Below are 24101 nucleotides of genomic sequence, written 5' to 3'. Positions count from 1 at the left end.
TTTCGCCCTGTCAGACGCGAAAGGAAGCCCATGTCTCAGAGAAGCACCAGTCCGCTCAAGCGTTCCACCGTGCGCCGCACGCTGCAGCGTTTTTGGGATGTCACGCGCACGCAGCCGCTGATTGTCTTTCTCTCGGTGCTCTCGTCGGCGGGCTACATCTTTTTGCTCACGTTTGCCAACACCTACGTGATGGCCCTCATCGTCGACCGCGTCCAGGCCGGCCCCGTGGCGGGCGATCAAGTATTCGAGGTCTTCGGCCCCTGTATCCTGGCGCTTGTACTCGTTAACCTGGTGGGTCAGATCCTCTCCAAGCTACAGGACTACACCGTCTACAAGCTCGAGATTGCGGGCAACTATCACCTGGCGCGCCTGTGCTTTGACACGCTCTCCAATCAATCCATGACATTCCACACCAGCCGCTTTGGCGGATCGCTCGTGAGCCAGACGAGCCGTTTTATGAGCGGCTACACGGGTCTGGTGGACGTGACGGTGTATTCGCTCATCCCCACTATCACCTCGGTCATCTGCACCGTGGCGGCGCTCGCTCCGGTGGTGCCCACATTTACCGTGATCCTGGTGTGCATCATGGTCGTCTACATTGCGTTTGTCTGGCTTATGTACAAGCGCATCATGCCGCTTTCGGCCGCGACGTCCGCCGCGCAGAACAAGCTCTCGGGCGTGCTCTCCGACGCGGTCACGAACATCCTGGCCGTCAAGACCTGCGGGCGCGAGGACTTTGAGCACGATCTGTTCGATGCCGCCGACCGCGCCGCGCGCGATGCCGAGACGGTCTCGATGCACGCCATGATGCAGCGCAACTTTACGACCTCGGGCCTTATCGTCATCACCATGGCCGTGGTGAGTGTGTTCGTGGCGGGTGGCAATGCGTGGTTTGGCATCTCGGCCGGCTCGCTCGTCATGATCTTTACCTACACCTACAACCTCACCATGCGCCTGAACTACGTGAGTTCCATGATGCAGCGCATCAACCGCGCGCTCGGTGATGCGGCCGAGATGACGCGCGTGTTGGACGAGCCGCGTCTGGTGGCAGACGACGAGAACGCCCCCGAGCTCAAGGTGGGCGAGGGTGCGATTGATTTTGAGCACCTGAGCTTTGCATACCGTGATGCCGCGGCGGGCGAGAGCGTGTTCGACGATTTGACGCTCCATGTGGCGGCGGGTCAGCGCGTGGGCCTGGTGGGCAAATCGGGCTCGGGTAAGACGACGCTCACCAAGCTGCTGCTGCGCCTGGACGATGTTCAGGGCGGCCGCGTGCTCGTGGACGGTCAGGATGTCTCGCGCTGCACGCAGCAGAGCCTGCGCCGCCAGGTTGCCTACGTGCCGCAGGAGGCGCTGCTGTTCCACCGCTCCATTCGCGAGAATATCGCCTACGGCCGCCCTGACGCCACCGACGCGCAGATCCGCGAGGCCGCGCGCCTGGCCAATGCCCTGGAGTTTATCGACCGCTTGCCCCGTGGCTTTGACACCATGGTGGGCGAGCGCGGCGTCAAGCTCTCGGGCGGCCAGCGTCAGCGTGTGGCTATCGCCCGCGCGATTCTCACCGACGCGCCGATTCTGGTGCTCGACGAGGCGACCTCTGCCCTCGACAGCGAGTCCGAGGCGCTGGTGCAGGAGGCGCTCGAAAACCTGATGCGTGGACGTACCTCCATTGTGGTGGCGCACCGCCTGTCCACCGTGGCGGCGCTCGACCGCATTGTGGTGCTGGCCGATGGTGAGATCGTCGAGGACGGCACACATACGCAGCTTGTCGAGGCGGGTGGCGAGTACGCGAGCCTGTGGAGCCGTCAGACCGGCGCATTCTTGGAGGCGTAAGCGTCTCGGACGTGGGACAATTGTGCCCATAGGTTTGTTGTGCCGTTGAGCCAAGGAGTCGTTATGCCACGCGAGACCAATGCTGCCAAACGCGAGCGCGCCGTTGAGGTGTGCGAGCGCCTCAACCGTCGCTATGGCCCGGTCGAGTGTTTTTTGGACCACGAGAATCCCTTTAGGCTGCTCATCGCGGTGCTGCTCTCAGCGCAGACGACCGACGCGCAGGTCAACAAGGTGACGCCGAAGCTGTTTTCCCAGTGGCCCACGCCCGAGGCTATGGCGGGGGCAAGCGTGGCCGATGTGGCCGATACCATCAAGTCGCTTGGCTTTTATAAGAGTAAGGCCAAGCACGCCGTGGAGGCCGCGCAGATGATCGTTGCCGATTACGGCGGCGAGGTACCGGCCGACATGAAGGAGCTCGTCAAGCTGCCGGGCGTGGGGCGCAAGACGGCGAACATCGTACTCAACGTGGGGTACGGCATCGTGGAAGGCATCGCAGTGGATACGCACGTCAACCGCATTGCGCACCGCCTGATGCTGAGTCCCAAGACGCATGCCAAGGAACCGCTCAAGACCGAGCAGGATCTGCTCAAGATTTTGCCGCACGAGTATTGGGAGTCGGTCAACCATCAGTGGATCACCTTTGGCCGCGAGATCTGCGACGCCCGCAAACCCAAGTGTGACGAGTGTCCGCTGGCAGATTTGTGCCCCAGCGTGCGCGTAGCGGGGTAGGGCGGAACGCATCTCCGTCTGGCGTTTTTGTTGCGGGGCTGGGCGTACGCTTGAGCTGGAGTCCTCTCCATGCGCTACCATGACAGACAATGTATTTGACGTACGACCCGCCGAGCTTGCCCCGGCGGGCTTTTGGCGTTGCGATGCCGGAGGAACAGCATGCTCATTCACCGTATAGCCGCGCAGCTCTACACTGCCGAGGCCTTGCAGACCGTCGAGGCCGGACTCGATGCCGGCGAGGACGTGACGCTGGCCGTGTCGCAGTCGGGCCGTACGCTCATGGCGGCCGCCCAGTTTGCGCGCCGTCCGCGCCCCACGGTCTACATTGTGAGCGGCGAGGACGCGGCCGATCGCGCCGCGCGCAGCCTTGCCGCCTACGTGGGCTTGGCGCATGTGTGCCGTTTTCCCGAGCGCAAGGACTATCCGTGGCGCGAGCAGGCGCCCGACGACGCCGTGGTGGCGCAGCGCTGCGAGGCTCTGGGGCGCATCGTGCGCGGGGACAACTGCATCATGGTCGCTTCGGCCCGTGCACTGTTGCGCTGCGTACCGCCGGTCGAGAGTCGCTATTGGGAGTCCACCACTTTTGCGGTGGGCGAGGAGATTCCTTTTGACGAGGTGCCGCAGCGCCTGGTGGGCATGGGCTACACCAATGCCGGCGCCGCCGACGCGCCCGGTCTGTTCCGCGTGCACGGCGACACCGTCGAGGTGTTCCCCGCACAGGAAAAGGCGCCCGTGCGCATCGAGTTCTTTGGCGACGAGATTGACCGCATCCGCCGCATGGTGAGCTCCACGGGCCAAACCATCGGCAACGAGGACAGCATCGAGATCTTCCCCTGCCGTGAGCTGGCGCTTACCGACGATGCCGTCCACAACATGCACGTGGCGCTCTATCGCGCCAGTCAGGACGACAGCAAACTGGCGGCGCTGCTCGAGATGGTGGATGCGCGTATCGTCACGCCCGAGCTCGACCGCTTTTTGCCGGTGATGTACGGCCAGACCGTAAGCCCGTTGGCGCACGTGAGCGGCAAGGCACTCGTGGTTCTGTCCGAGCCGCGCTCGCTGTTCGACGACTGTCTGCGCGCCTACGAGGATATCGAGGCGCGTGCCGGCGAGGCAGGGATTGACCGCCTGGATGGTCTGTACGTGCGCGCCCAACAGCTCGATTTTGGTGCCCAGCAGCGCCTGAACTATGTGAGCCTCATCCGTGCCGGCGGTGCGGTGACGGCCGAGCTCAAGATTGAGCAGCCGGCCATCGCAGGCTCGGACAACCGTTTTATGACGCGCATCCAGGAGGTCGTGGGCAAGCGCTATGCCTGCGTGTTTGCCATCCCCGACCGCGGTGCGCGCGAGTCGATGGAGCTCACCTTTGGCGACGAGGGCATTACCTTTGAGGAATCGCTGACGGCCGCCCCCGAAAACGCCGGCGTCATTGGCGAGCGCGTGCGCGTGGCGGCGGCGGATTCTGCCGACCGTGCTGTTCGCCAGGAGGCCCATGCTTCCATTCGCGAGCGCAAGGCCGACGCGCTCAACGCCCGCTCGCTCGAGGCGGGTGCCGCCCAGGCTGCCGCCGGTGCCGCCGTGCCCACCATCTCGCACGGGCGCGTGACCTTTGTCGATGCCGCTCTGCCGCAGGGCGTGGTGGTGCCCGACGCCAATTTGGCAGTGTTCTCGATCGCCGACCTCAACGCCCGCATGGATGCCAATCGCGCGCGCAGCCGCCGCAAGGTTGACATTACGCAGATCACCTTCCCGTTTAAGCCGGGCGACTATGTGGTGCACGCAACGCATGGCATCGCGCTCTTTAGCGAGATCGCGCGTCAGGAAGTGGGCGGCAAGGAACGCGACTACTTTTTGCTGGAATATGCCGACGGCGACAAGCTCTACGTGCCGCTCGAGCAGGTCGACCGCATCACGCGCTATGTTGGCCCCGACGGCGACAAGCCGCGCCTGACCAGGCTCAACACCGCCGACTGGACACGTGCCACCAACAAGGCGCGCAAGAACGCCAAAAAGCTGGCGTTTGACCTGGTCGATTTGTATACGCGTCGCTCGTCGATTACCGGTATCGCCTGCCCGCCCGATACGCCCGAGCAGATCGAGATGGAGGAGAGCTTCCCCTACGACGAGACGCGCGACCAGCTGGAGGCTATCGCCGACATCAAGGCTGACATGGAGGCGCCCAAGCCCATGGACCGCCTGCTGTGCGGAGACGTGGGCTTTGGCAAGACCGAGGTCGCCCTGCGTGCGGCGTTTAAGTGTGTGGACTCCGGTCGCCAGGTCATGGTGCTCTGCCCCACGACCATTCTGGCCCAGCAGCACTACGAGACGTTCTTTGAACGCTTTGCCCCGTTTGGCCTTGAGGTCGAGGTGCTCAGCCGCTTTCGCACGCCGGCGCAGCAAAAGCGCGCACTCAAGGCGTTTGCCGAGGGCACGATTGATGTGCTCATCGGCACGCATCGCCTGCTTTCGGCCGATGTGAACCCCAAGAACCTGGGCCTGGTGATCATTGACGAGGAGCAGCGCTTTGGCGTGCAGCACAAGGAGCAGCTCAAAAACCTGCGCGAGCAGATTGACGTGCTTACGCTTTCGGCAACGCCTATTCCGCGAACCATGCAGATGGCCACGAGCGGCGTGCGCGACATGAGCCTGATCACCACGCCGCCGACTGGGCGCCGCCCCGTGATCGTGCACGTGGGAGAGTACGACCCCGACGTGGTGAGCGCGGCGATTCGCCTGGAGGTGGGTCGCGGCGGACAGGTGTACTACGTGTCCAACCGCGTCAAGACCATCGATGACGCTGTGGCACGCGTGCACGAGGCCGCGCCCGAGGCGCGCGTGGGCGTGGCGCACGGCAAGATGAGCCCGCGCGAGGTCGAGGACGTGATGATCGAGTTCGCGACCAAAAAGATCGATGTGCTCATCGCCACGACCATCGTGGAGAGCGGCATCGACAACGCGACCGCCAACACGCTCATCATCGAGGACTCGCAGCGCCTGGGCCTGGCACAGCTCTACCAGCTCAAGGGCCGTGTGGGTCGCTCGGCCACGCAGGCCTACGCGTACTTTATGTTCCCGGGCGAGCTGCCGCTCACCGAGGAGGCCACGGCGCGCCTGACTGCACTTTCCGAGTTCCAGGACCTGGGCAGCGGCATGCGTATCGCCATGCGCGACCTGGAGATTCGCGGCGCCGGCTCGCTCATGGGCGCCGAGCAGCACGGTAACCTGTCGAGCGTGGGCTTTGACCTGTTTACGCAGATGTTGGGCCAGGCCGTGGCCGAGGCGCGCGGCGATGACGACGCCGGCGTGGAGGCGGCGAGCGTGGGCATTAACCTGCCGGCCGATTACTTCTTGTCCGAGGAGTACCTGCCGGCGGTGGACCAGCGCGTGCTCGTGTACCGCAAGCTCGCGGCGGCCGAGGACCTGGAGAGCATCGACGAGGTACAGGAAGAGACCGAGGCCGCGCACGGTGAGCTGCCGTTGGCGGGGCTCAACCTGTTCAACCGCGCGCGCATCCGCATTCGCGGCGAGCGCCTGGGGCTCGAGAGCGTCACGCTCAGCGGCGGACGCATCACTTTTTTGGGTGTCGACGTGCCCAAGAAGGTGGCCTTTGAGCTCAAGACCCGCTACGGTGCGGTGAACTTCCCCAAGAGCCGCAAGCTGTCGGTGCCCTACAAGGCGGGCGCCGGTGCGGGCAGCGGCCTGGGTCGCGGTCTCGACGCCAGCGACGGCACCGGCCCCGTGGCCGCGGCGCTCATGCTGCTGCAGCAGCTGGGCGTCAGCGATGATGAATAACAGGTAGGTGGCGTGGCGGGACAAGGATTCTTTGCCCCGCCACGTTGCAGGTTGAAAACTTCGCCCGACGGAAAGGAAAGCATGTTCGGGTACATCTATAAGAAAGACGCCGCCGCTATCGCGGTCGTTCTGTGTCTTTGTCTGGGCGTGGGCAGCTTTTTCGATTACCAGATCTCGAGCGCGCTGTTCAACATCGCCAGCATGTACGGTCGCTTTATCGAGGCCGCCGGCGAGCTGCCGTTCGAGCTGACGGCGAGCATCGCGGGCGTTATGCTCGTGCGCGCAGTGCGTCCCGACTCCAGGGGGAGTAAATGGCTCGCCGTGCTCGGCATCCTCGTCAACGTCGGCCTGGCCGGCTACGAGATCGTCTCGTCCCTGCGGGTTGGCGGCAAACTCGTCGCGGCTCAGCTGGTGCTGACGTTTGTGCTGGTCATCGCCGCCAATCTTATCGTCTATCGCCTCACGCGCGACACCGACTCCAAAGAGCTCACGCGCTGGGCGTTGATGGTGCTTGCCGTGTGGGTCGCCCAGGCCATTATCCTCAACGTGATCGTCAAGCCGCTGTGGTCGCGCCCGCGCATGCGCGTGATCGAGGTGACGCAGGGGCTCGATTTTCAGCCGTGGTGGGTGATCGGCAACCCCGACAAGTGGACCTATATCGCCGCCGGCGTGATCAAGGACGGCTTTAAGTCGTTTGCGAGCGGACACACGGCACACGCGGCGATCGGCCTTATGCTCGCCGGGCTTCCCGCGGCGGCCTTTAAGGAAAAGCCGTCGCGCCGCCGCGCGGTCTTTTGGGTCGCCGCTGTGGTTGCGGCGTTCGTCGCCTTTGGTCGTATCGTGATCGGTGCGCACTTTTTGAGTGACGTGAGCTGCGGCTTTGCCTTGGTGCTGGCGCTCGAGTGCCTTGCCGCGCGCATTGCCTATCCGGGCGGCGTACAATAGCCCCATCTGAATCATCGGGCTCGTGCCCGGCTAGAGAGGATTACCATGCTCGCGTTCAACAATGACTATTCTCACGGCGCACATCCGGCAGTGCTGCAGGCGCTCGTCGACACCAATATGGAGCCGCAGCCCGGCTACGGTACCGATGCACACACCGAGCGTGCCAAGCAGCTCATTCGTGAGGCCTGTCAGGTACCCGATGCCGACGTGTTTTTTCTGGTGGGTGGCACACAGGCCAACGCGACGGTGATTGACATGCTGCTTGCGCCCTACGAGGGCGTCGTTGCAGCCGAGACCGGCCACGTTGCCTGCCACGAGGCGGGTGCCATCGAGTTTGGCGGCCACAAGGTGCTTACCATTCCCGGCTACGAGGGCAAGATGCATGCCGAGGATCTCGACAGCTATATCCAGGTGTTTTACGAAAACGAGAGCTACGAGCACACGGTGTTCCCAGGTGCCGTGTACGTGAGCCTATCGACCGAGTACGGCACGCTGTACTCCGCCGCCGAGCTTGCGGCGATTCATGCGGTGTGCCAGAAGCGCCAGATTCCGCTGTTTGTGGATGGCGCCCGTCTGGCCTATGCGCTGGCGGCCGATGAGTGCGACATTACCCTGCCCGAGCTGGCGCAGCTGTGCGACGTGTTCTACATTGGCGGCACCAAGTGCGGCGCGCTTTGCGGCGAGGCCGTGGTGTTTTGCGGCATGCACGCTCCGGCACACCCCATTCCGCGCATTAAGCAGCACGGAGCGCTGCTGGCCAAGGGCCGTCTGACGGGCGTTCAGTTTGAGGCGCTCTTTACCGACGGCCTGTATTTTGAGATTGGCCGCCAGGCGATTGAGACGGCGCAGGCGCTTCGTCGCGTGCTGCATGAGCGCGGCTACCAGTTCTTCTTGGAGACGCCCACCAACCAGCAGTTTGTGATTTTGCCCAACGAGGACATGGCCCGCATTCGCGAGCATGCTTCGATCGAGTACTGGGAAAAGTACGACGAGACCCACACCGTGGTGCGCTTTTGCACCAGCTGGGCCACGACACAGGAGGACATCGACGCGCTGGCGGCTGTCCTGTAGGTTGATGTAATGACGAGGGGCCGCCCTGCGCCTGGGTTTGGCGCAAGGCGGCCTTTGCTTTTGAGAGGGAAGGGTTGGATGGCCGAGATGTCCGAGCCGACGATTCGCCTGGCGACGCCCGATGATGCGCCGGCATTGCTTGCCATCTATGAGCCGTATGTGCGCCAGACGGCGATTACCTGCGAATACGAGGTGCCGAGCGTTGAGGAGTTCGCCGGGCGCATCGAGCGTACACTGAAGCGCTACCCGTATCTGGTGATGGAGCTGGACGGGCGCCCGGTAGGCTATGCCTATGTGAGTCCGCTCAACAGCCGCGAGGCGTACGACTGGTCGGTCGAGACATCGATCTACCTGGCGCGCGACGTGCGCCACGGCGGACTGGGTCGCAGGTTGCACGACGCGCTCAAGCAGTGCCTGGTCGCGATGGGCATCACCAACATGTGCGCCCTCATCGCCGTGCCGCACGACAAGGACGACGAGTATCTAACGCACAACAGTCAGGATTTCCATGCCCATATGGGGTATCGCCTGGTGGGTGCCTTCGACCGCTGCGCTCAAAAGTTCGGTCGCTGGTACGACATGTGTTGGATGGAGTTGGTCCTGGCCGAGCGCACCCCCAACCAGCCCAAACCAACCTGGTTCCCCGACCTTCCTAAACCTACCATTTAGGGACAGGTTTATTTTGGCAGGTTTTTGGCTGTCTTGTGGTATCAAATCGCCGCAAGTAGCGTGGCGTTTGTACGCTATTTTGACCTGGATTGTCCCCTCGGGACGCCTTGCGGGCTAAGTGAGTAGGCTTTTTTGGCGCAGGCCGAGCACAAAGCGTATCTGCCTTAGTAAAACCGCAGGTCACGGAGGTGGCTGTTTTGAATGTGCTCGACAGGTCGCGAAAAGTCTACTCACTTAGATTTACGGTGCTGGATATTTTGGGCAGGAACAGTTGAGCTTGGGCGGCGAGTGTTGCCAGGCGATGTTGGCATTTGCGCCATGCCGGCTTGAGATTTAATAAAAACCGCAGGTAAAACGTTTATTTGGTACATTTTGCCTCGTTTGGTGCGCTAGCCGATGGGCTCGGTGTATTTGGCGCGGTCGGTGCGCTGGATACGCTTGGAGATATGGAGCGGGCGGCCGTCGGTGTCGTAGACGTAGTCGGTGATCAAGATCAGCGCCTGCCCACGCTCAACGTTGAGCAAAAACGCCTCGTTTTGCGAGGCATAGCACACCTCAAAGGTCTTATGTCCCTGTGCCGGCGCGCGATGGAATTCTTGGCGCAGCATGGCGTAGAGCGAACCGTTGATATCGCGATCGATGAGTGCCTCAAAGCTCGGTGGTAGATAGGTGGTTTCCAGGCACAGTGGCGCGTCGTCCAGGTAGCGCAGGCGGACAAGTTTGACGAGCTTGCTGCCCACGGCGGCATCGAAAAACTTGGCCACGCTACCCGTTGCCTTGGCAAAGCCCGAGTCCACCGTGCGCGTGGTGGGCTTCATGCCCTGGCCCTGGATCTGCGCTGTGTAGCTCGAAAACACCAGGTTGTTCTCGTGGAGCGCGGGCGTGTCGGCCACAAAGGCGCCGCGTCCGCGCTCGGTGCGAACCAGGCCCTCGTCAACAAGAACCTTAAGGGCATGGCGCACGGTGCTGCGCGACAGACCCGATTCGTCCATGAGTTCCATCTCGGACGGCAGCTTGTCTCCGCGTGCGTAGGTGCCGGCGGCGATGCGGTCACGCAGCGTACCCGCCAGACGCTCGTATTGGGCCAGTTTCTTTTTAGACGAAGCATTCATGCGACCAACCTGTATCTAACCTGTATGCTTACTGAACCAAGCATGTATCCAACATGACAACAAAACCGCTGATAATGGATTGCCGAAAACTTTACCAGCAAAATATCTAAGACAAATATAGCATACAACTAGTCGACATAGCCAAAACATGTATGTAACTTGTATGCCATCGAGAGCATCAAACGAGAAGAAAGGCTGATGCACGATGACTACTCAGGAACAGGTTAAGGATGTCGTCTCCCAGGTTTTGGCTGACAAGGCAGACAAGGGCGGCATCAAGCGCGTCGTGTGGATTGGCGCCGGCGGATCCAACGGCGGCAACTATCCTGCCCAGTACTTTATGGAGCACGAGGCCACGCAGGTCGTGAGCTCCAGCTACACCAGCAACGAGTTCGTGCACGCAACCCCCGCCTACGTTAACGAGAACACCCTGGCCGTCGTCGTGTCCATGCGCGGCACCAAGGAGACCATCGTCGCCGCCCAGGTCGCCAAGGACCACGGCGCCAGTACCATCGCCATCTATGTTGACGAGTCCGGCCTCACCGAGGTCTGCGACTACAAGATCCAGTATGACAGCCTGGCCGTCGACGAGTCCTGCATGGGCCGTACCAACTCCGCCGTCGTGACCATGATCGCCATGGAACTCACGCAGCAGACCGAGGGCTATGCCGAGTACGAGGCCGCTATGGCCGCCTTCGACTTGGTCGACCCCATCTATCGCAAGGCTGTCGAGTACACCCGTCCGCTCGCTGCCAAGTGGGCCGAGCAGAACGCCGACAAGCCCTGCATCAACGTCATGGCCCAGGGCCCGCTCTTTGGTGCCGCCTACGTCTTTAGCATCTGCAACGTGCAGGAGATGCTGCAGATCGACTCCTGCACCATCAACACCTGCGACTTCTTCCACGGCCCCTTCGAGATTCTGGACAAGCGCACCTCGCTGTTCCAGCTCATCAGCGTCGGCCGCAGCCGCTGCAATGACGAGCGCGGCATCCGCTTCGTCAACCAGTACGGTGGCGAGCGCGTCTACCAGCTCGACGCCAAGGAGCTCGGCCTCAACGACATCAAGGACAGCGTGAGCGAGTACTTCAACCACCTGATCTTTGCCCCGATCCTCAACAACGTCTACATGCGTGCGCTCTCCGCCGTCACCCACAAGGACTACATGACGCGCCGTTACATGTGGAAGCTGGATTACTAAGGGATAGAGCGGCCTAACAGCCCAATACCCCTCATGAGTTGCGGTGGAATAGTTCCTGTTTGGGAGTGTGAAGCCTCTGTTTGAGAACTATTTCACCGCAACTGCTAGAGCGGCACTTGGGGACGTTCCCTTTCTGCCGGCAGTTAGGGATGTTCCTTTTGTGCCGGCAGTTGGGGACACTCCTTGTGTCGAGAGATTTCCCGTTCGCCGATTTGTGCCTTGAAAAATGTATATAACGACTATAACGTAGTGTGAAACATATTGGAAACAATACCGAGGAGGCTGCGTTGAAGAAAAGCAATCTGGGCTATGTGCTGGTGCTGATCGCCGCGCTTATGTGGGGCAGCATCGGAATCTTTGTAAACGGCATCTCGGCCATGGGCGTTACGTCCCAGAGTATGGCTGCCTTTCGCTTGTTGGTCGGAGCGCTTATCTTGGCGCCGGTCCTGATGTTTATGGGCTGCCGTTCGGGTGAGGGGTCTACCGTGGCTCAGGGTCCGCTGGCCCTGTTCAAGGCAAGCCCTAAAGAGCTTGTTTCCTGCGCGCTTGTCGGTATCGTCGGTTTGGCCGCCGCCAACACTTGCTATTACGAGTGTATGGGCGAGGTGGGCATGTCCACGGCCTCGGTGCTGCTCTATACCTCGCCGGTGTTTGGCGTCGTGCTCGGCCGCGTGCTTTATCGCGAGGACGTGACCCCCAACAAGCTCGTTGCCATCGCTTTTAACATAGGGGGCTGTGTACTTGCAGTAACTAATGGCGACCTTTCCGGTTTCCATTTTTCGGTTTGGGGCGTCACGTCGGGCGTGATTGCAGGCTTTTGTGGGGCGTCGCTCGCGGTGTTTAGCCGGATAGCAACCAAGACGGTCCACCCGCTGGCTGTCACGTTTTGGGGCCTTGTTTTTGGCGGTGCGGTTATGGCGGCTATCGCGGCTCCGTGGCCGGATGTCGCCGCGGCAATGTCGCCACAGCTGCTGCTGCTGTTCCTTGGCTTTGGACTCATCCCCACAGCCGTGGCTTACATCTTATATATGCAGGGTCTGTCCATGGGGCTCGAGACATCGAAAGTTCCCGTCGTAATGTCTTTCGAGACGGTCGTCACCGTACTGGTGGGCATTGGTGTCTATGCCGAGTCCGCCGGCGCGATCAAGGTCCTGGGTATTGTGCTGGTGCTCATGTCCATCCTGATTATGAACACCGACTTCTCCAAGCTGCGCAACAGTGTATTTGTCGGTCATGTCGCTGAGAGCATGACCTTTAAGCCTAACGCGTGGTGGACGGAGAAAACGCAGGACATGGATCTGTTTAAGGAACGCACCGGCATCGCGCTGGAGCCCACCGTGCAGGAAAGCCCCTGGTACTTCGTGCGATAGGGGATTGCGCGCAGGGTCCGACTTGGGGTTGTCCCGCCAGTGCCGGCCTGCCCAGCCCCAACGTTTCAAGTACGTTAAACCCGTCAACGGTCGATTTTCACCCGCGAACGGTCTTTATACTAATTAGCAATATCCGCAACGTATAAGACGTTATAATGACCATAACGAAAAGGAGGAGGCAAGATGAATCAGATCATTCTCGCATCTCATGGCGGCCTGGCCGCAGGCGCCAAAGACACGCTCGAGATGGTTCTCGGCGACGTGTCGAACGTCCACGTCGTGTCGCTTGCTCGTGACGACAAGGAGCCCATCACCAACAAGGTGGACGCCATGATCGCCACGTTCAACGCGGACGACACCGTCTATGTGCTGACCGATATGCTCGGCAGCTCGGTCAACAACAGCATGGTCGAGCTTTCCCGCAACGGTGCGGCATTCACGGTGATCAGCGGTTTCAACATTCCGCTGGCACTGACGCTCGCTATGAGCCCCGCCCCCGTCAAGGGTGCCGAGCTCGCGGCCCTCATCAACGAGGCCCGCACCGGTCTGACCAACCCCAACGCACCGGTCGAGGCTGCCGCGGCTCCCGCCAAGAAGGCTAAGGCGCCCCGTCACAGCTCCGGTCCCGCCAAGATCGTCCTCGCACGTCTTGACTACCGTCTGCTGCACGGTCAGGTCGTCTTTACCTGGACCACCAAGGTTCAGGCCGAGCGCATCATCGTCGTCGACAACGCTGCCGCCAACGATGACATCAAGAAGGGCGCTCTCAAGCTTGCCAAGCCCCAGGGCGTGCGCCTGAACGTCTTTACCGTCGAGCGTGCCCTCGCCAAGATGGACAAGCTCAACACCCTCGGCGAGCGCGTCATGTTCGTCTTTGGCAACACGGCCGAGATGCTGCAGTTCTGCCAGGGCTACAAGCTCGAGGCCATCAACCTGGGCGCCACCGCCAACCACGACGGTGCCGATCAGATCGGCGGCAAGGACAGCTCCGTCTTCCTCGACGCCACCCAGAAGGCCGACGTCAACCAGCTGCTCGACATGGGCATCAAGCTCTACGTCCAGCAGACCCCTACGTATCAGAGCGTCGACATCGACGCCAAGCTGTAATCAACCAGGCTTTTGCCTGACTGAAAGGAGAAGGGTATGAATACGTTCATCAGTGCGGTGCTCGTCGGCCTCGTCGGCGTGTTCTGCATGTGGGACTCCCGCCTGCTCGGTCGTCTTAACTTCGAGCAGCCCCTCGTTGGCGCTACGCTCGTCGGTCTGCTGCTGGGCGATGTGCCCACCGGCCTTGCCGTCGGTGCCGCCGTCGAGCTCGTGTCCATGGGCCTGGTGCAGGTCGGCGCCGCCGTTCCGCCCGATATGGTCCTGGGCGGCATCGTGGCAGCTGCCTTCGCGTGCCTGACCGATGCTTCTGCTGAGACCGCCATGACGATCGCCATCCCGGTCGCCGTCCTGGGTCAGCTCCTCGGCATCGTGTTCCGTTCCATCATCGCCGCCCTCACCCATGTGGCCGATAGCGCGATCGATAACGGTAACTTCAAGACCGCCTACCGTATGCACATCTGCGCCGGCTCCGGTCTGTACGCCATCATGTACTTCCTGCCGATCTTCCTGGCCGTCTTTGTTGGCACCGACCTGGTTCAGGCCATCGTCAACATGGTTCCCGAGTGGCTGTCCACTGGTCTTAACGTTTCGACCAAGATCATGACCGCCTACGGCTTGGCCCTGCTGCTCACCATGATGATCAAGAAGGGTATGACTCCGTTCCTGTTCATCGGTTTCCTGCTCGCCGCTTACCTCAACCTGTCCGTCATCGCGGTCGCTCTGATCGGTGTGTGCCTGGCTGTCGTCTTCATGGGCTTCAAGTTCAACGGTTCCCATGCAGCCGCCGGTGTCGATTCCGACTACGATCCGCTCGAAGACGACGAAGACTAAGGAGGAACACACTATGGCAACCGCAACCAAGGACGTGTCCCTGAACAAGAAGGTCAGCCAGTTCTTCTGGCGCTCCTGGGCCATCCAGGCCTCTTGGAACTACGAGCGTCAGATGAACATGGGCTTCCTCTACGGCATGGTTCCCACGCTCGATCGCCTCTATCCGGATGAGTCCGACCCCAAGCAGCTCGCTGCTAAGAAAGAGGCTTACCACCGTCACATGGCGTTCTACAACTGCACCCCGCAGACGAGCGCTTTTGTCCTAGGCCTCGCCGCCTCCATGGAGGAGGAGTACGCCAAGGATCCCGAGAACTTCGATCCCGATTCGATTAACGCGGTCAAGACCTCCCTCATGGGCCCGCTTTCCGGCATCGGTGACTCCTTCTTCCAGGGCACCATCCGCGTTATCGCCTTTGGCCTGGGCGTTCAGCTGGCTCAGCAGGGCTCCATCATGGGTCCGATCCTGGCCATGCTCATCTCCATCGTGCCCTCCGTGCTGATCACGTGGTTCGCTGCCAAGATCGGCTACCAGGGCGGCCACGAGTACCTGAGCAAGCTCCAGGGTGGCGACCTCATGGAGAAGCTCATGTATGTCTGCGGCATCGTGGGTCTTATGTCCGTGGGCGGCATGATCGCTACGCTGATCGGCGCCACCACCCCGCTGCAGTTCGCTGAGGGTACCGTCGTTATCCAGGACATCCTGGACGGCATGATGCCCCAGATGATCTCCCTTGGCCTCACCGGCCTTATGTACTGGCTCATCAAGAAGAACGTCAACACCGGTTGGCTTCTCGTGATCGCCATCGTGGGCGGCATCGCCCTCTCCGCGGCCGGCATCCTGGCCTAGTCGCGACCCAGCGCTTCCCCCGGGGGCCTGCCTGGCATCCCATACCCCAGGCAGGCTTCCATCCCTAACATGTGACAAAGGGATAGTCCCTTTGTCACATCCTCAACGGGCCGGCGACTCGGTCCTAACTACGGTAACCCTGCGAGCGTCCGGCAATGTGACGCCGCAACAAATCGAAAGGAATGTGTCAGATGTACGAGATCGACCTTAACCTCCCTAAGCAGATCGTCGCTGACGTCCTGTCCAACCACGAGATCCACAGCGTCGCTTTCGTCGGCTGCGGTGCTTCCATGTCCGACCTTTACCCCGCCAAGTACTTCCTGGCCAACAACACGGACAAGCTGAACGTTCAGATCTTCACCGCTAACGAGTTCAACTACGACACGCCTTCCTGGGTCAACGAGCACACCTTCGTGATCACCTGCTCCCTGGGTGGCTCCACGCCCGAGACCGTCGAGGCCAACAAGACCGCCAAGAAGCACAACTGCCCGGTCGTCTCCCTCACCAACAAGGCTGGCTCCGCTCTGACCGTCGACGCCGACCACGTCATCGTTCACGGCTTCCACGCCAACTACGCTGCCAAGTGCGAGAAGCCCGGCTACGCCATCGCTCTTGCACTCGAGATCCTTCAGCAGACCGAAGGCTATGACCACTACGAGGACATGATCACCGGCCTCACCAACGTCTTCGAGCTCTGCGAGAACGCCGCTCAGTCCGCCAAGGGTCTTGCCAAGCAGTTCGCCCAGGACTTCAAGGACGACAAGATGATCTACTTCATGGCCTCCGGTGCCTCCGAGAAGATGGCTTATTCTCACGCCGCCTTCCTGTTCACCGAGATGCAGTGGATCGACGCCGCCGCCTACAACACCGGCGAGTACTTCCACGGCCCGTTCGAGGTTTCCACCGAGGGTAAGCCCTACGTCTTCTTCATGTCCGATGGTGCCACCCGTCCGATGGACGCCCGCGCCCTCACCTTCCTTAAGCGCATGGGCGCCAAGGTCGCTCTGATCGACTCCAAGGACTACGGCCTGGCCGACGCCGTGCCCGCGAGCGTCGTCACCTACTTCAACCCGCTGCTGCACCTCGCCGTTATGCGCGAGTACGGCAACCAGATCGCCGAGGCCCGTCAGCACCCGCTGACCATGCGTCGCTACATGTGGAAGCTTTCCTACTAATCACAAGTAAGTAGACCTTACGGGTTGATTGAGAGGGGATGGGGTTTTGCCCCGTCCCCTTTTTTGCTTTGGGGAGGGCGTGTCTGTCGCGTCGCAAAACACCAGATAAAACCTACCAAAATAAACCTGTCCCTTTTTGGCAGGTGGGAGGAGATGCGTATGATCAAGGCAGTGCTGTTTGATATGGACGGCGTGCTGGTCGATACCGAGTGGTTCTACAACCGTCGCCGCGTGGCGTTTATGGAAGAGAAGGGGTTCCACTTTGATGAGATTCCCGATCTTTCGGGGTCTAACGAGCCCGCCATTTGGGAGGCGCTGGTGCCCGACGATGTTGAGCTGCGCGAGCGTCTGCGCGTGGAGTACAAGCAGGTCTACAGTCCAGACCATCCCGTTCCGTATGCCGAGCTGCTCAACGAGCAGACGGAGCCGGTGATGCGCGAGCTGCACGAGCGCGGCGTCAAGTGTGCCATCGCGAGCTCGTCCTATCGCGAGCTCATTGACGAGCTGGTGGAGATTGCCGGTATCACCGACGTGCTGGACTACACCATCAGCGGTCACGAGTGCAGTGCATTTAAGCCCGACCCCGAGATCTACCTGCGTGCCATGGAGGCACTGGGGGTGGAGCCTACCGAGTGCCTGGTTATCGAGGACTCGCCTTTGGGCATCGAGGCCGGCAAGCGCTCCGGCGCGCGCGTCCTGGCACTGCGTCCGCACGAGGGCGTTAACCTGGACCAAACGGGAGCCGACGCCGTCATCGACAACCTCGCCGACATTCTGACCGCTTTGTAGCGTCAATTCGCCGCAAGAAGTGCGGATTCACACGTCTCTTGCGGTGGATTGGCTCATTTTGGCTTCGATTTAGATCCGTTTGGCTTCGACTCGGACTAAGTGAGTAGACTTTTTGGCACATGCCGAGCACAAAGCGTATCTGCCTTAGTAAAACCGCAGGTCGGAGAGGTGGCTGTTTTGAGTGCGCTTGGTAGATCGCGAAAAGTCTACTCACTTAGAATTTGGCTCTTTGGTTGGGGAGCTGCTGGCTCGTTTTGGTTGTCGAGAGAGGGTGAATTGAAGCGCCCTCTCGCGCTCCATGCTACAATCGCCGGCATGCCCCACAATTACATCTGCCTTCGAAAGGAGCCTACGTGGCGAACGCCATCGATCAGCTCACGGACCGCGTGCTCGTGCTCGGCCGTCTCACCATCGTCCGCCGCGCCATTACTGCCGTGGCGGTCACCATCTCCGCCGTTCTCCAGACATTTCTGATTCAGGCGTTCATTCGCCCCGCCGACCTGCTTCCGAGCGGCCTCACCGGCGTCGCGGTCCTGCTCGATCGCGTCACCTCGCTCGGCGGCGTTCATATCGACATCTCGCTCGGCATGCTCGCGCTCAACATCCCCGTGGCGCTCCTTTGCTGGAGCGGCATCAGCAAGCGCTTCGTCATCTTCTCGATGATGCAGGTCATGCTCTCGTCGCTGTTCCTCAACATCTTTCATTTTGCCCCGTTTTTGGGCGACAAGATCATGCTCATCATTTTTGGCGGCGTGGTCTCGGGTCTGGGCGCTGCCATCGCGCTTAAGTCCGGCGCATCTACCGGCGGCACCGACTTTATCGCGCTGTGGGTCTCCAACCACACGGGCAAGACCATCTGGGGCGTCATCTTTGGTTTTAACTGCTTTATCCTGGCGATCTTTGGGCTTATGTTTGGCTGGGACAATGCGGCGTACTCCATCGTGTTCCAATTTATTTCGACCAAGACCATCGACAGCTTCTATCATCGCTACGACCGCGTGACGCTGCAGATCACGACGCGCAAGGCAGACGAGGTCATGACCGCCTATGTTGACCATTTTCAGCACGGCATTAGTTGCGCCGAGGTCATCGGCGGATATAGCCGCGAAAAGATGTACCTGCTGCACGCCGTTGTCTCGACCTACGAGAGCCAGGACATTATCAAGCTGGTGTGCGACATTGATCCCGGTGCCGTGATCAACGTGTTCCACACGCTCAGCTTTGTGGGCGGCTGGTGGGGTGGTCATGTCGACGAGCCCATGCCCACGGCCGTTCCCGATCCCGACAAGCCCGCACGCATGGCCAGCAGGCAGGCGCGCCTCAGCGAGCAGGACAGTCTGCAACAGGACGACGGCAAGTAAGGATTTGCTGTATGTGGTGTATCGTTTTATCAAACTGAGATAACATATAAAAAGACGTTATATACGTATTAGTTATTTCGATATTTTGATAAGAGTGATCAGATATGCCTGCGCCCAAAAATGCACCGCTTTACCAGCAGATTTACGACGAAATAAAGGATGCGATTGAGAAAGGTGTTTATGCACCCAAGGAGCGTATTCCGTCCGAACTTGAGCTTGCCGAGCAGTACGAGGTGAGTCGCATCACCGTGCGCCGCGCCGTCGAGGAGCTCTGCTCCGATGGCTACCTGGTCAAGCAGCAGGGCCGCGGCACCTTTGTTTCCACGCCGCACATCAATCGCCAGTTTCACGCCTCGACGCTGCAGACGTTTACCGCGCTGTGTGCCGATAACGGCATGAAGGCCGGTGCGCATGTGGTCGATCGCCAGATCGTTCCGGCGCGCCAAAGCGAGATGGAGTTTTTTGGCCTGCAGAAGGATGCGCTGCTGCTGCATATCAAGCGCGTGCGTACGGCCGACGGCGAGCCCATCTTTGAGGAGAATATCTTTGTGCCGTTTGATACATACCGTGAGTTGTTGACGGCCGATCTTGAGGACAAGTCGATTTTTGCCGAGGTCGAGCGTGTTGGCGGAACGCCGATTGTCTCGGTTGGCTACCGCACGGTCGAGGCCGTTCGAGCTAACGCCGAGCAGGCGGCCGAGTTGGGCATTGCCCCGCACGATCCGCTGCTCAACCTGCGTGCCGGCTTTATCGGCCCCAATGGCGAGCCGGTTTTGATGGGTAAGCAGTACTACGTGGGATCGCGCTACGTTATGGTCATGTAGGGTTGGTTCCGCCGTTCTAACGAACGGCGGACCGGTCGACGCTGCAAGCCCGCCAGAGCGGCAATCTGCAGAATGAGCGTGGATAATCTCCCGTTTTTGGCTTGGTGACGGGCTCAAAGTGGGAGATTATCCACGCTCATCAGGAAAGTGTCCAAAAATCCACGCTCGTTCCCTCGGATCGCGTTGCTTGTGGCCGGCAGCCGTGCGGCGCTGGTCCGTGTGGCGGCGTATAATCGGCGGCAGATGACTTGGACGTTAGGAAACCATGACCGATAGCATGCAGCAGATGGCGCTCGACACGCTCGGCGCCTATTTTGGCTACACCTCGTTTCGCCCGGGACAGGACCGCATGGTCGATGCGATCCTTGCCGGTCGCGATGCGCTGGGTGTTATGCCCACGGGCGCCGGCAAGTCCATTTGCTACCAGGTGCCCGCGCTCATGCTGCCCGGTATCACCTTTGTGGTGAGCCCGCTGCTGTCGCTTATGGAGGACCAGACCCGTGCGTTGCTCGCGGCGGGTGCGCGGCCCAGCTATCTCAACTCCAGCCTTACTCCGGCCCAGCAAAACACCGTGCTCAAGCGGGCGCGCGAGGGCCGCTACCAACTTATGTACGTGGCGCCCGAGCGCCTGCTCGAGCCGCGCTTTTTGGCCTTTGCGCAGGAGGCCGCGGCGGACGGCGGCATTGGCGTGCCGCTCGTGGCCATTGACGAGGCCCATTGCGTGAGCCAATGGGGACAGGATTTCCGCCCCGCCTACCTGCAGATTCGCGAGTTTATCGATTCCCTGCCGCAGCGCCCCATCGTGGCGGCCTTTACCGCTACGGCAACCGAGCGCGTGCGTGCCGATATTCAGCAGATGCTCAGTCTGCAAAACCCCGCGACGGTAGTGACGGGCTTCGATCGCAAGAACCTCTACTTTGGTTGCGAGGAGATGGGCGACAAGGCCAAGGCCGCGTGGGTGCGCGACTATGTGATTGCGCATTCGGGCGAGAGCGGCATCGTGTATTGTTCGACTCGCAAGACGGTCGATGCGCTGGCAAGCGAGCTTGCCGAAGCGCTGGGCCCCAGCGGCATTCGCGTTGGTCGTTACCATGCCGGCATGGGTAACGACGCCCGCCGCCAAAGCCAGCGTGCCTTTATCGATGACGATATTCAGGTGATGGTTGCCACTAACGCCTTTGGCATGGGCATCGACAAGCCCAACGTGCGCTACGTGATTCACAACAACGTGCCCGAGAGCATCGAGGCCTACTACCAGGAGGCGGGCCGCGCCGGTCGCGATGGCGACCCGGCCAGCTGCCACCTGCTGTGGAACGGCAACGATTTTCGCATGCGTCGTTTTTTGATCGACCGCGGCGATGCGGCCGACGAGGCGCTCGACGACGAGCAGCGCGCGTGGGCGCTCCAGAATCGATATCGTCTGCTCAGCCAGATGGAGGGCTACTGCAATACCACCGGCTGCCTGCGCGAATACATGCTGCGCTACTTTGGCGACGAGGCCGCAGCCGAGCATGCGACCGCAGCTGGTGCGGGCAGCACCGCCACGGACGAGGCCGAGGGCTGCGGCAACTGCAGCAACTGCCTCACGCAGTTCGAGGTCGAGGACGTCACCGATATGGCCCGCGCCGCTGTGCGCTACGTTGCCACGCGTCCCATGCGCTTTGGCAAGTCGCTCATCGCCGATGTGCTCCACGGCGGCAACACCGAGCGCATTCGCCAGATGCATCTGGACGAGGACCGCGGCTATGGTGAGCTGTCGAGCGAATCGGTCGGGCGCATCAAGGACATCATCGGCCAGCTGTGCGGCCGCGGTTATCTGGCCACATCGCAGGGGCAATACCCGGTCGTGGGACTCGGTCCGCGCGCCGGCGAGGTCGAGGACGAGGCGTTTGCCTTTACCGTTAAGCGTCGCGCGTCCAAGCGCAAGGCCTCGGCACGCGCCCGCCGTGCGGTGGATCTGCTGCGCGAGGAGGCCGAGCTGGATCAGCTCCCGCGCGTTGGCAACGATGCCGAGCTGTTCGAGCGCCTGCGTGCCCTGCGCAAGGAGATCTCGACCGAGCTGGAGATGGCGCCGTACATGGTCTTCTCCGACAAGGCCCTGCGCGGCCTGTGCCGCTTGCGCCCTCGGACGCGCGACGAGCTTATCCAGGTCAACGGCATCGGCGAGAAAAAGGCCGACGCCTTTGGCGAGCAGTTTATGGCGGCGATTGAAGAGTTTGAGTCCGAGCATGCGCGGGATGGAGCGTAACGATGGCAACCGATAACAAGACCGAACGTTCTGAGTGCGCCGAGGTTTCCGCCGTGCCGCTGTACCAGCAGGTTATGGACGACCTGAAGGGCGAGATCGCGCGTGGCGTGTACGCATCCGGCTCGCGCATTCCTTCCGAGATGGAGCTCGCGAAGTACTACGGCGTGGGACGCATCACCGTGCGCCGCGCCGTCGAGGAGCTGTCGCGCGCGGGGTATCTCAACCGCCAGCAGGGGAGGGGCACGTTTGTGTGCGCGCCCAAGCTCAAGCGCAAGATTGTCCAGAAGGGTGACGTTCAGAGCTTTTCCGAGGGTTGCGCCGCCAACGACATGGTGGCCGGAGCGCGCCTGGTGTCGCGCACGGTGGTTGCGGCGACGCACGAGGACGCGGCATTTTTTGGCGTGGAACCCGGCTGCGAGCTCATTGTGGTCGAGCGCGTGCGCACGGCAGACGGCGTGCCCGTCATGCTCGAGAACAACGCTTTTGTGCTCGCCGACCATCCCTACCTGCAGACGCTTGCCGATAAGGACCTCGCCGACAACTCGATCTTCTCGCTCGTTGCCGAGCATTCGGGTCGCGCGCCGCTCAAGTCCGACCCCTGCACCGTGGAGATTGCGCTGGCGGATGCCCAGGCGGCCCCGCTGCTGGAGGTGCCGGTCGGCGAGCCGCTCTTCTATATGGAGGCGTATTTTACCGATGCAGACGAGCGCCCCCTGCTGCTCGGGCGCCAAAAGATCGTGGGCTCGCGCTACGTGTTCGACATTTAACATCCACAGATAGAACAACATAGAACAAGTTTGGCGAAATGGCTTCACGAGCGTCGTCGTGCGTGCTATAAATAGAACAACATAGAACGACCGCAGGTACGAGCTGCCGTCGTTCAAAGTCGCGACACAAGGAGGAGCGTCACCGTGAACGCACACGATCTGATTCAGGAAATTATCGAGCGCAAGGGTAAGATCGAGAACGTCTTTTGGATCGCCTGCGGCGGTTCGATGATCGACTTGATGCCGGCCAACGAGCTGCTCAAGCGCGAGGCCACCACGTTTGCCTCGACGGTCTACACCGCGCGCGAGTTTTGCCTGATGGCCCCCAAGAGCCTGGGGCCGAAGTCGCTCGTCGTTGCCTGCAGCCACAGCGGCAACACGCAGGAGGTCATCGACGGTTGCGAGATGGCGTTGACTGCCGGCGCCGAGGTCGTGGCCATGACCGACTACGCGGGTTCCAAGATCGACAACGGCAAGTGGACTACCTGGGTCTATCCGTGGGGCAAGGGCGAGTCGCAGGCCGAGGTCCCGCAGGGCATCGGCGTTCTGATGGCTGCCGAGCTGCTCGACCAGCAGGAGGGCTACGAGGCGCTCGCCGACATGTACGCCGGTCTCAAGCAGATGGACGCGCTGCTGCCCGCTGCTCGCGAAAAGGTCAACGCCGAGCTGGGCGATCGCTTTGCCGAGCTCTGCCAGCAGCACAAGTTCTTCTACATCCTGGGCTCCGGCCCCAACTTTAGCCAGACCTACGCCATGGCGATCTGCTCGCTCATGGAGATGCAGTGGCAGCACTGCTGCTACATCCACTCCGGCGAGTACTTCCACGGCCCCTTCGAGGCCACCGAGCCCGGCGTGTTCTACTTTGTGCAGCTCGGATCGGGCGAGTGCCGCCCCATGGAGGAGCGCGCACTTGCGTTCCTCAACACGCACACCGATACGGTCATGGTGCTCGACGCACTCGAGTACGGCGTGGGCGACGTGCCTGCCAGCGTGCGTTCGTACCTGGAGCCGATCTTCTTCTACAACATGAGCTGCGAGCTGCGCGCCGCCCGCGGCAAGGTGTTCGACCACAGCCCCGAGGTTCGTCGCTATATGGGTGTCGAGCAGTACTAGACACCGGGAATTATCTTTTTTGACGGGGTCTGCGCTGCGCGCGGGCCCCGTTTTGCGTTGTGGCGGCCGGATTCGTGTCTGCGCGAAAACGAAGTCGAATACTTTTCCGCGAAGTGAACGACCTATTTTGGACCCCCGAAGCATCGACATTTTTTGGCGCCAAAACCGCAGGAAAAACTCGGCGAAACCGCAGGAAACGGCGTCTGAAAAGTGTCGATGCTTCGGGGGCTCGTTTTTGCTCGTTCACTTCGCGGAAAAAGTATTCACCTTCGATTCGCAAGGGCACTGCGTGAGTCAAAAAAGCGGGCCGCGCCGGGGAT

At 61.2% G+C, this 24101-nt stretch carries 19 protein-coding genes; 18 read left to right on the top strand and 1 reads right to left on the bottom strand.

All coding sequences use genetic code 11. The features are described from left to right. Positions 1 to 30: 30 nt before the first annotated feature. From DWV58_RS07895 to DWV58_RS07870, 6 genes are all read left to right on the top strand, one after another. Complete coding sequence (locus DWV58_RS07895; RefSeq protein WP_117776749.1) at positions 31 to 1833, top strand: ABC transporter ATP-binding protein; 1803 nt, start codon at positions 31 to 33, stop codon at positions 1831 to 1833. 63 nt (positions 1834 to 1896) lie between these two features. After that, positions 1897 to 2562 carry an endonuclease III gene (gene nth, locus DWV58_RS07890; RefSeq protein WP_117736876.1) on the top strand — a complete coding sequence of 222 codons (666 nt, stop codon included), beginning with the start codon at positions 1897 to 1899 and terminating at the stop codon, positions 2560 to 2562. Between the two features lie 159 nt (positions 2563 to 2721). After that, positions 2722 to 6354 carry a transcription-repair coupling factor gene (gene mfd, locus DWV58_RS07885; RefSeq protein WP_117776748.1) on the top strand — a complete coding sequence of 1211 codons (3633 nt, stop codon included), beginning with the start codon at positions 2722 to 2724 and terminating at the stop codon, positions 6352 to 6354. Positions 6355 to 6435: 81 nt separating this feature from the next. After that, positions 6436 to 7299 (top strand): phosphatase PAP2 family protein, encoded by an 864-nt coding sequence (locus tag DWV58_RS07880; protein ID WP_117776747.1) that lies wholly within the window; start codon positions 6436 to 6438, stop codon positions 7297 to 7299. Between the two features lie 45 nt (positions 7300 to 7344). Then, positions 7345 to 8370, top strand: coding sequence for a low specificity L-threonine aldolase (locus tag DWV58_RS07875; RefSeq protein WP_117758486.1), 1026 nt, complete (start codon positions 7345 to 7347; stop codon positions 8368 to 8370). Between the two features lie 78 nt (positions 8371 to 8448). Beyond that, complete coding sequence (locus tag DWV58_RS07870) at positions 8449 to 9039, top strand: GNAT family N-acetyltransferase (protein ID WP_117776746.1); 591 nt, start codon at positions 8449 to 8451, stop codon at positions 9037 to 9039. 389 nt (positions 9040 to 9428) lie between these two features. Here DWV58_RS07870 and DWV58_RS07865 read toward each other — a convergent pair whose 3' ends face one another. Beyond that, a complete protein-coding gene (locus DWV58_RS07865) occupies positions 9429 to 10151 on the bottom strand; it encodes a GntR family transcriptional regulator (protein WP_117776745.1) in 723 nt (240 codons plus the stop codon). A 205-nt stretch (positions 10152 to 10356) separates the two neighbouring features. Between DWV58_RS07865 and DWV58_RS07860 the strand changes: the two genes are divergently transcribed. From DWV58_RS07860 to DWV58_RS07805, 12 genes are all read left to right on the top strand, one after another. Next, positions 10357 to 11349, top strand: a complete 993-nt coding sequence (locus DWV58_RS07860) for an SIS domain-containing protein (protein ID WP_117776744.1) — start codon at positions 10357 to 10359, stop codon at positions 11347 to 11349. A 287-nt stretch (positions 11350 to 11636) separates the two neighbouring features. Further along, positions 11637 to 12719 carry a DMT family transporter gene (locus tag DWV58_RS07855; protein ID WP_117629037.1) on the top strand — a complete coding sequence of 361 codons (1083 nt, stop codon included), beginning with the start codon at positions 11637 to 11639 and terminating at the stop codon, positions 12717 to 12719. Between the two features lie 183 nt (positions 12720 to 12902). Next, entirely contained in the window at positions 12903 to 13826 is a 924-nt protein-coding gene (locus DWV58_RS07850) for a PTS mannose/fructose/sorbose transporter subunit IIAB (RefSeq protein WP_117776743.1), read from the top strand. Positions 13827 to 13862: 36 nt separating this feature from the next. Beyond that, the gene (locus tag DWV58_RS07845) at positions 13863 to 14657 is read left to right on the top strand and encodes a PTS sugar transporter subunit IIC (protein ID WP_117776742.1); all 795 of its coding nucleotides are present in this window, start codon (positions 13863 to 13865) and stop codon (positions 14655 to 14657) included. Positions 14658 to 14670: 13 nt separating this feature from the next. Beyond that, positions 14671 to 15504 (top strand): PTS system mannose/fructose/sorbose family transporter subunit IID, encoded by an 834-nt coding sequence (locus DWV58_RS07840; protein WP_055252122.1) that lies wholly within the window; start codon positions 14671 to 14673, stop codon positions 15502 to 15504. A 191-nt stretch (positions 15505 to 15695) separates the two neighbouring features. Beyond that, positions 15696 to 16679, top strand: a complete 984-nt coding sequence (locus DWV58_RS07835) for an SIS domain-containing protein (RefSeq protein WP_233503150.1) — start codon at positions 15696 to 15698, stop codon at positions 16677 to 16679. A 159-nt stretch (positions 16680 to 16838) separates the two neighbouring features. Then, positions 16839 to 17468 carry an HAD family phosphatase gene (locus tag DWV58_RS07830; protein ID WP_158564546.1) on the top strand — a complete coding sequence of 210 codons (630 nt, stop codon included), beginning with the start codon at positions 16839 to 16841 and terminating at the stop codon, positions 17466 to 17468. Positions 17469 to 17821: 353 nt separating this feature from the next. Continuing rightward, positions 17822 to 18829, top strand: coding sequence for a YitT family protein (locus DWV58_RS07825; protein WP_117776741.1), 1008 nt, complete (start codon positions 17822 to 17824; stop codon positions 18827 to 18829). Positions 18830 to 18933: 104 nt separating this feature from the next. Further along, positions 18934 to 19653, top strand: a complete 720-nt coding sequence (locus tag DWV58_RS07820; RefSeq protein WP_117776740.1) for a GntR family transcriptional regulator — start codon at positions 18934 to 18936, stop codon at positions 19651 to 19653. Between the two features lie 265 nt (positions 19654 to 19918). Then, positions 19919 to 21901 carry an ATP-dependent DNA helicase RecQ gene (locus tag DWV58_RS07815; RefSeq protein WP_117776739.1) on the top strand — a complete coding sequence of 661 codons (1983 nt, stop codon included), beginning with the start codon at positions 19919 to 19921 and terminating at the stop codon, positions 21899 to 21901. A 2-nt stretch (positions 21902 to 21903) separates the two neighbouring features. Further along, entirely contained in the window at positions 21904 to 22668 is a 765-nt protein-coding gene (locus tag DWV58_RS07810) for a GntR family transcriptional regulator (protein ID WP_117776738.1), read from the top strand. A gap of 144 nt (positions 22669 to 22812) precedes the next feature. Then, positions 22813 to 23781, top strand: coding sequence for an SIS domain-containing protein (locus tag DWV58_RS07805; protein WP_117776737.1), 969 nt, complete (start codon positions 22813 to 22815; stop codon positions 23779 to 23781). Positions 23782 to 24101 lie beyond the last annotated feature (320 nt).

The sequence above is a fragment of the Collinsella sp. AF11-11 genome (assembly GCF_003465485.1).
Taxonomy (GTDB): Bacteria; Actinomycetota; Coriobacteriia; order Coriobacteriales; family Coriobacteriaceae; genus Collinsella.
This window is presented reverse-complemented; position numbering and strand designations above follow the sequence as displayed.

Coding starts and splice junctions, on each gene's coding strand:
- DWV58_RS07895 (WP_117776749.1), top strand. CDS start 31: ATGTCTCAGAGAAGCACCAGTCCGCTCAAGCGTTCCACCGTGCGCCGC.
- nth (WP_117736876.1), top strand. CDS start 1,897: ATGCCACGCGAGACCAATGCTGCCAAACGCGAGCGCGCCGTTGAGGTG.
- mfd (WP_117776748.1), top strand. CDS start 2,722: ATGCTCATTCACCGTATAGCCGCGCAGCTCTACACTGCCGAGGCCTTG.
- DWV58_RS07880 (WP_117776747.1), top strand. CDS start 6,436: ATGTTCGGGTACATCTATAAGAAAGACGCCGCCGCTATCGCGGTCGTT.
- DWV58_RS07875 (WP_117758486.1), top strand. CDS start 7,345: ATGCTCGCGTTCAACAATGACTATTCTCACGGCGCACATCCGGCAGTG.
- DWV58_RS07870 (WP_117776746.1), top strand. CDS start 8,449: ATGGCCGAGATGTCCGAGCCGACGATTCGCCTGGCGACGCCCGATGAT.
- DWV58_RS07865 (WP_117776745.1), bottom strand. CDS start 10,151: ATGAATGCTTCGTCTAAAAAGAAACTGGCCCAATACGAGCGTCTGGCG.
- DWV58_RS07860 (WP_117776744.1), top strand. CDS start 10,357: ATGACTACTCAGGAACAGGTTAAGGATGTCGTCTCCCAGGTTTTGGCT.
- DWV58_RS07850 (WP_117776743.1), top strand. CDS start 12,903: ATGAATCAGATCATTCTCGCATCTCATGGCGGCCTGGCCGCAGGCGCC.
- DWV58_RS07845 (WP_117776742.1), top strand. CDS start 13,863: ATGAATACGTTCATCAGTGCGGTGCTCGTCGGCCTCGTCGGCGTGTTC.
- DWV58_RS07840 (WP_055252122.1), top strand. CDS start 14,671: ATGGCAACCGCAACCAAGGACGTGTCCCTGAACAAGAAGGTCAGCCAG.
- DWV58_RS07835 (WP_233503150.1), top strand. CDS start 15,696: ATGTACGAGATCGACCTTAACCTCCCTAAGCAGATCGTCGCTGACGTC.
- DWV58_RS07830 (WP_158564546.1), top strand. CDS start 16,839: ATGATCAAGGCAGTGCTGTTTGATATGGACGGCGTGCTGGTCGATACC.
- DWV58_RS07820 (WP_117776740.1), top strand. CDS start 18,934: ATGCCTGCGCCCAAAAATGCACCGCTTTACCAGCAGATTTACGACGAA.
- DWV58_RS07815 (WP_117776739.1), top strand. CDS start 19,919: ATGACCGATAGCATGCAGCAGATGGCGCTCGACACGCTCGGCGCCTAT.
- DWV58_RS07810 (WP_117776738.1), top strand. CDS start 21,904: ATGGCAACCGATAACAAGACCGAACGTTCTGAGTGCGCCGAGGTTTCC.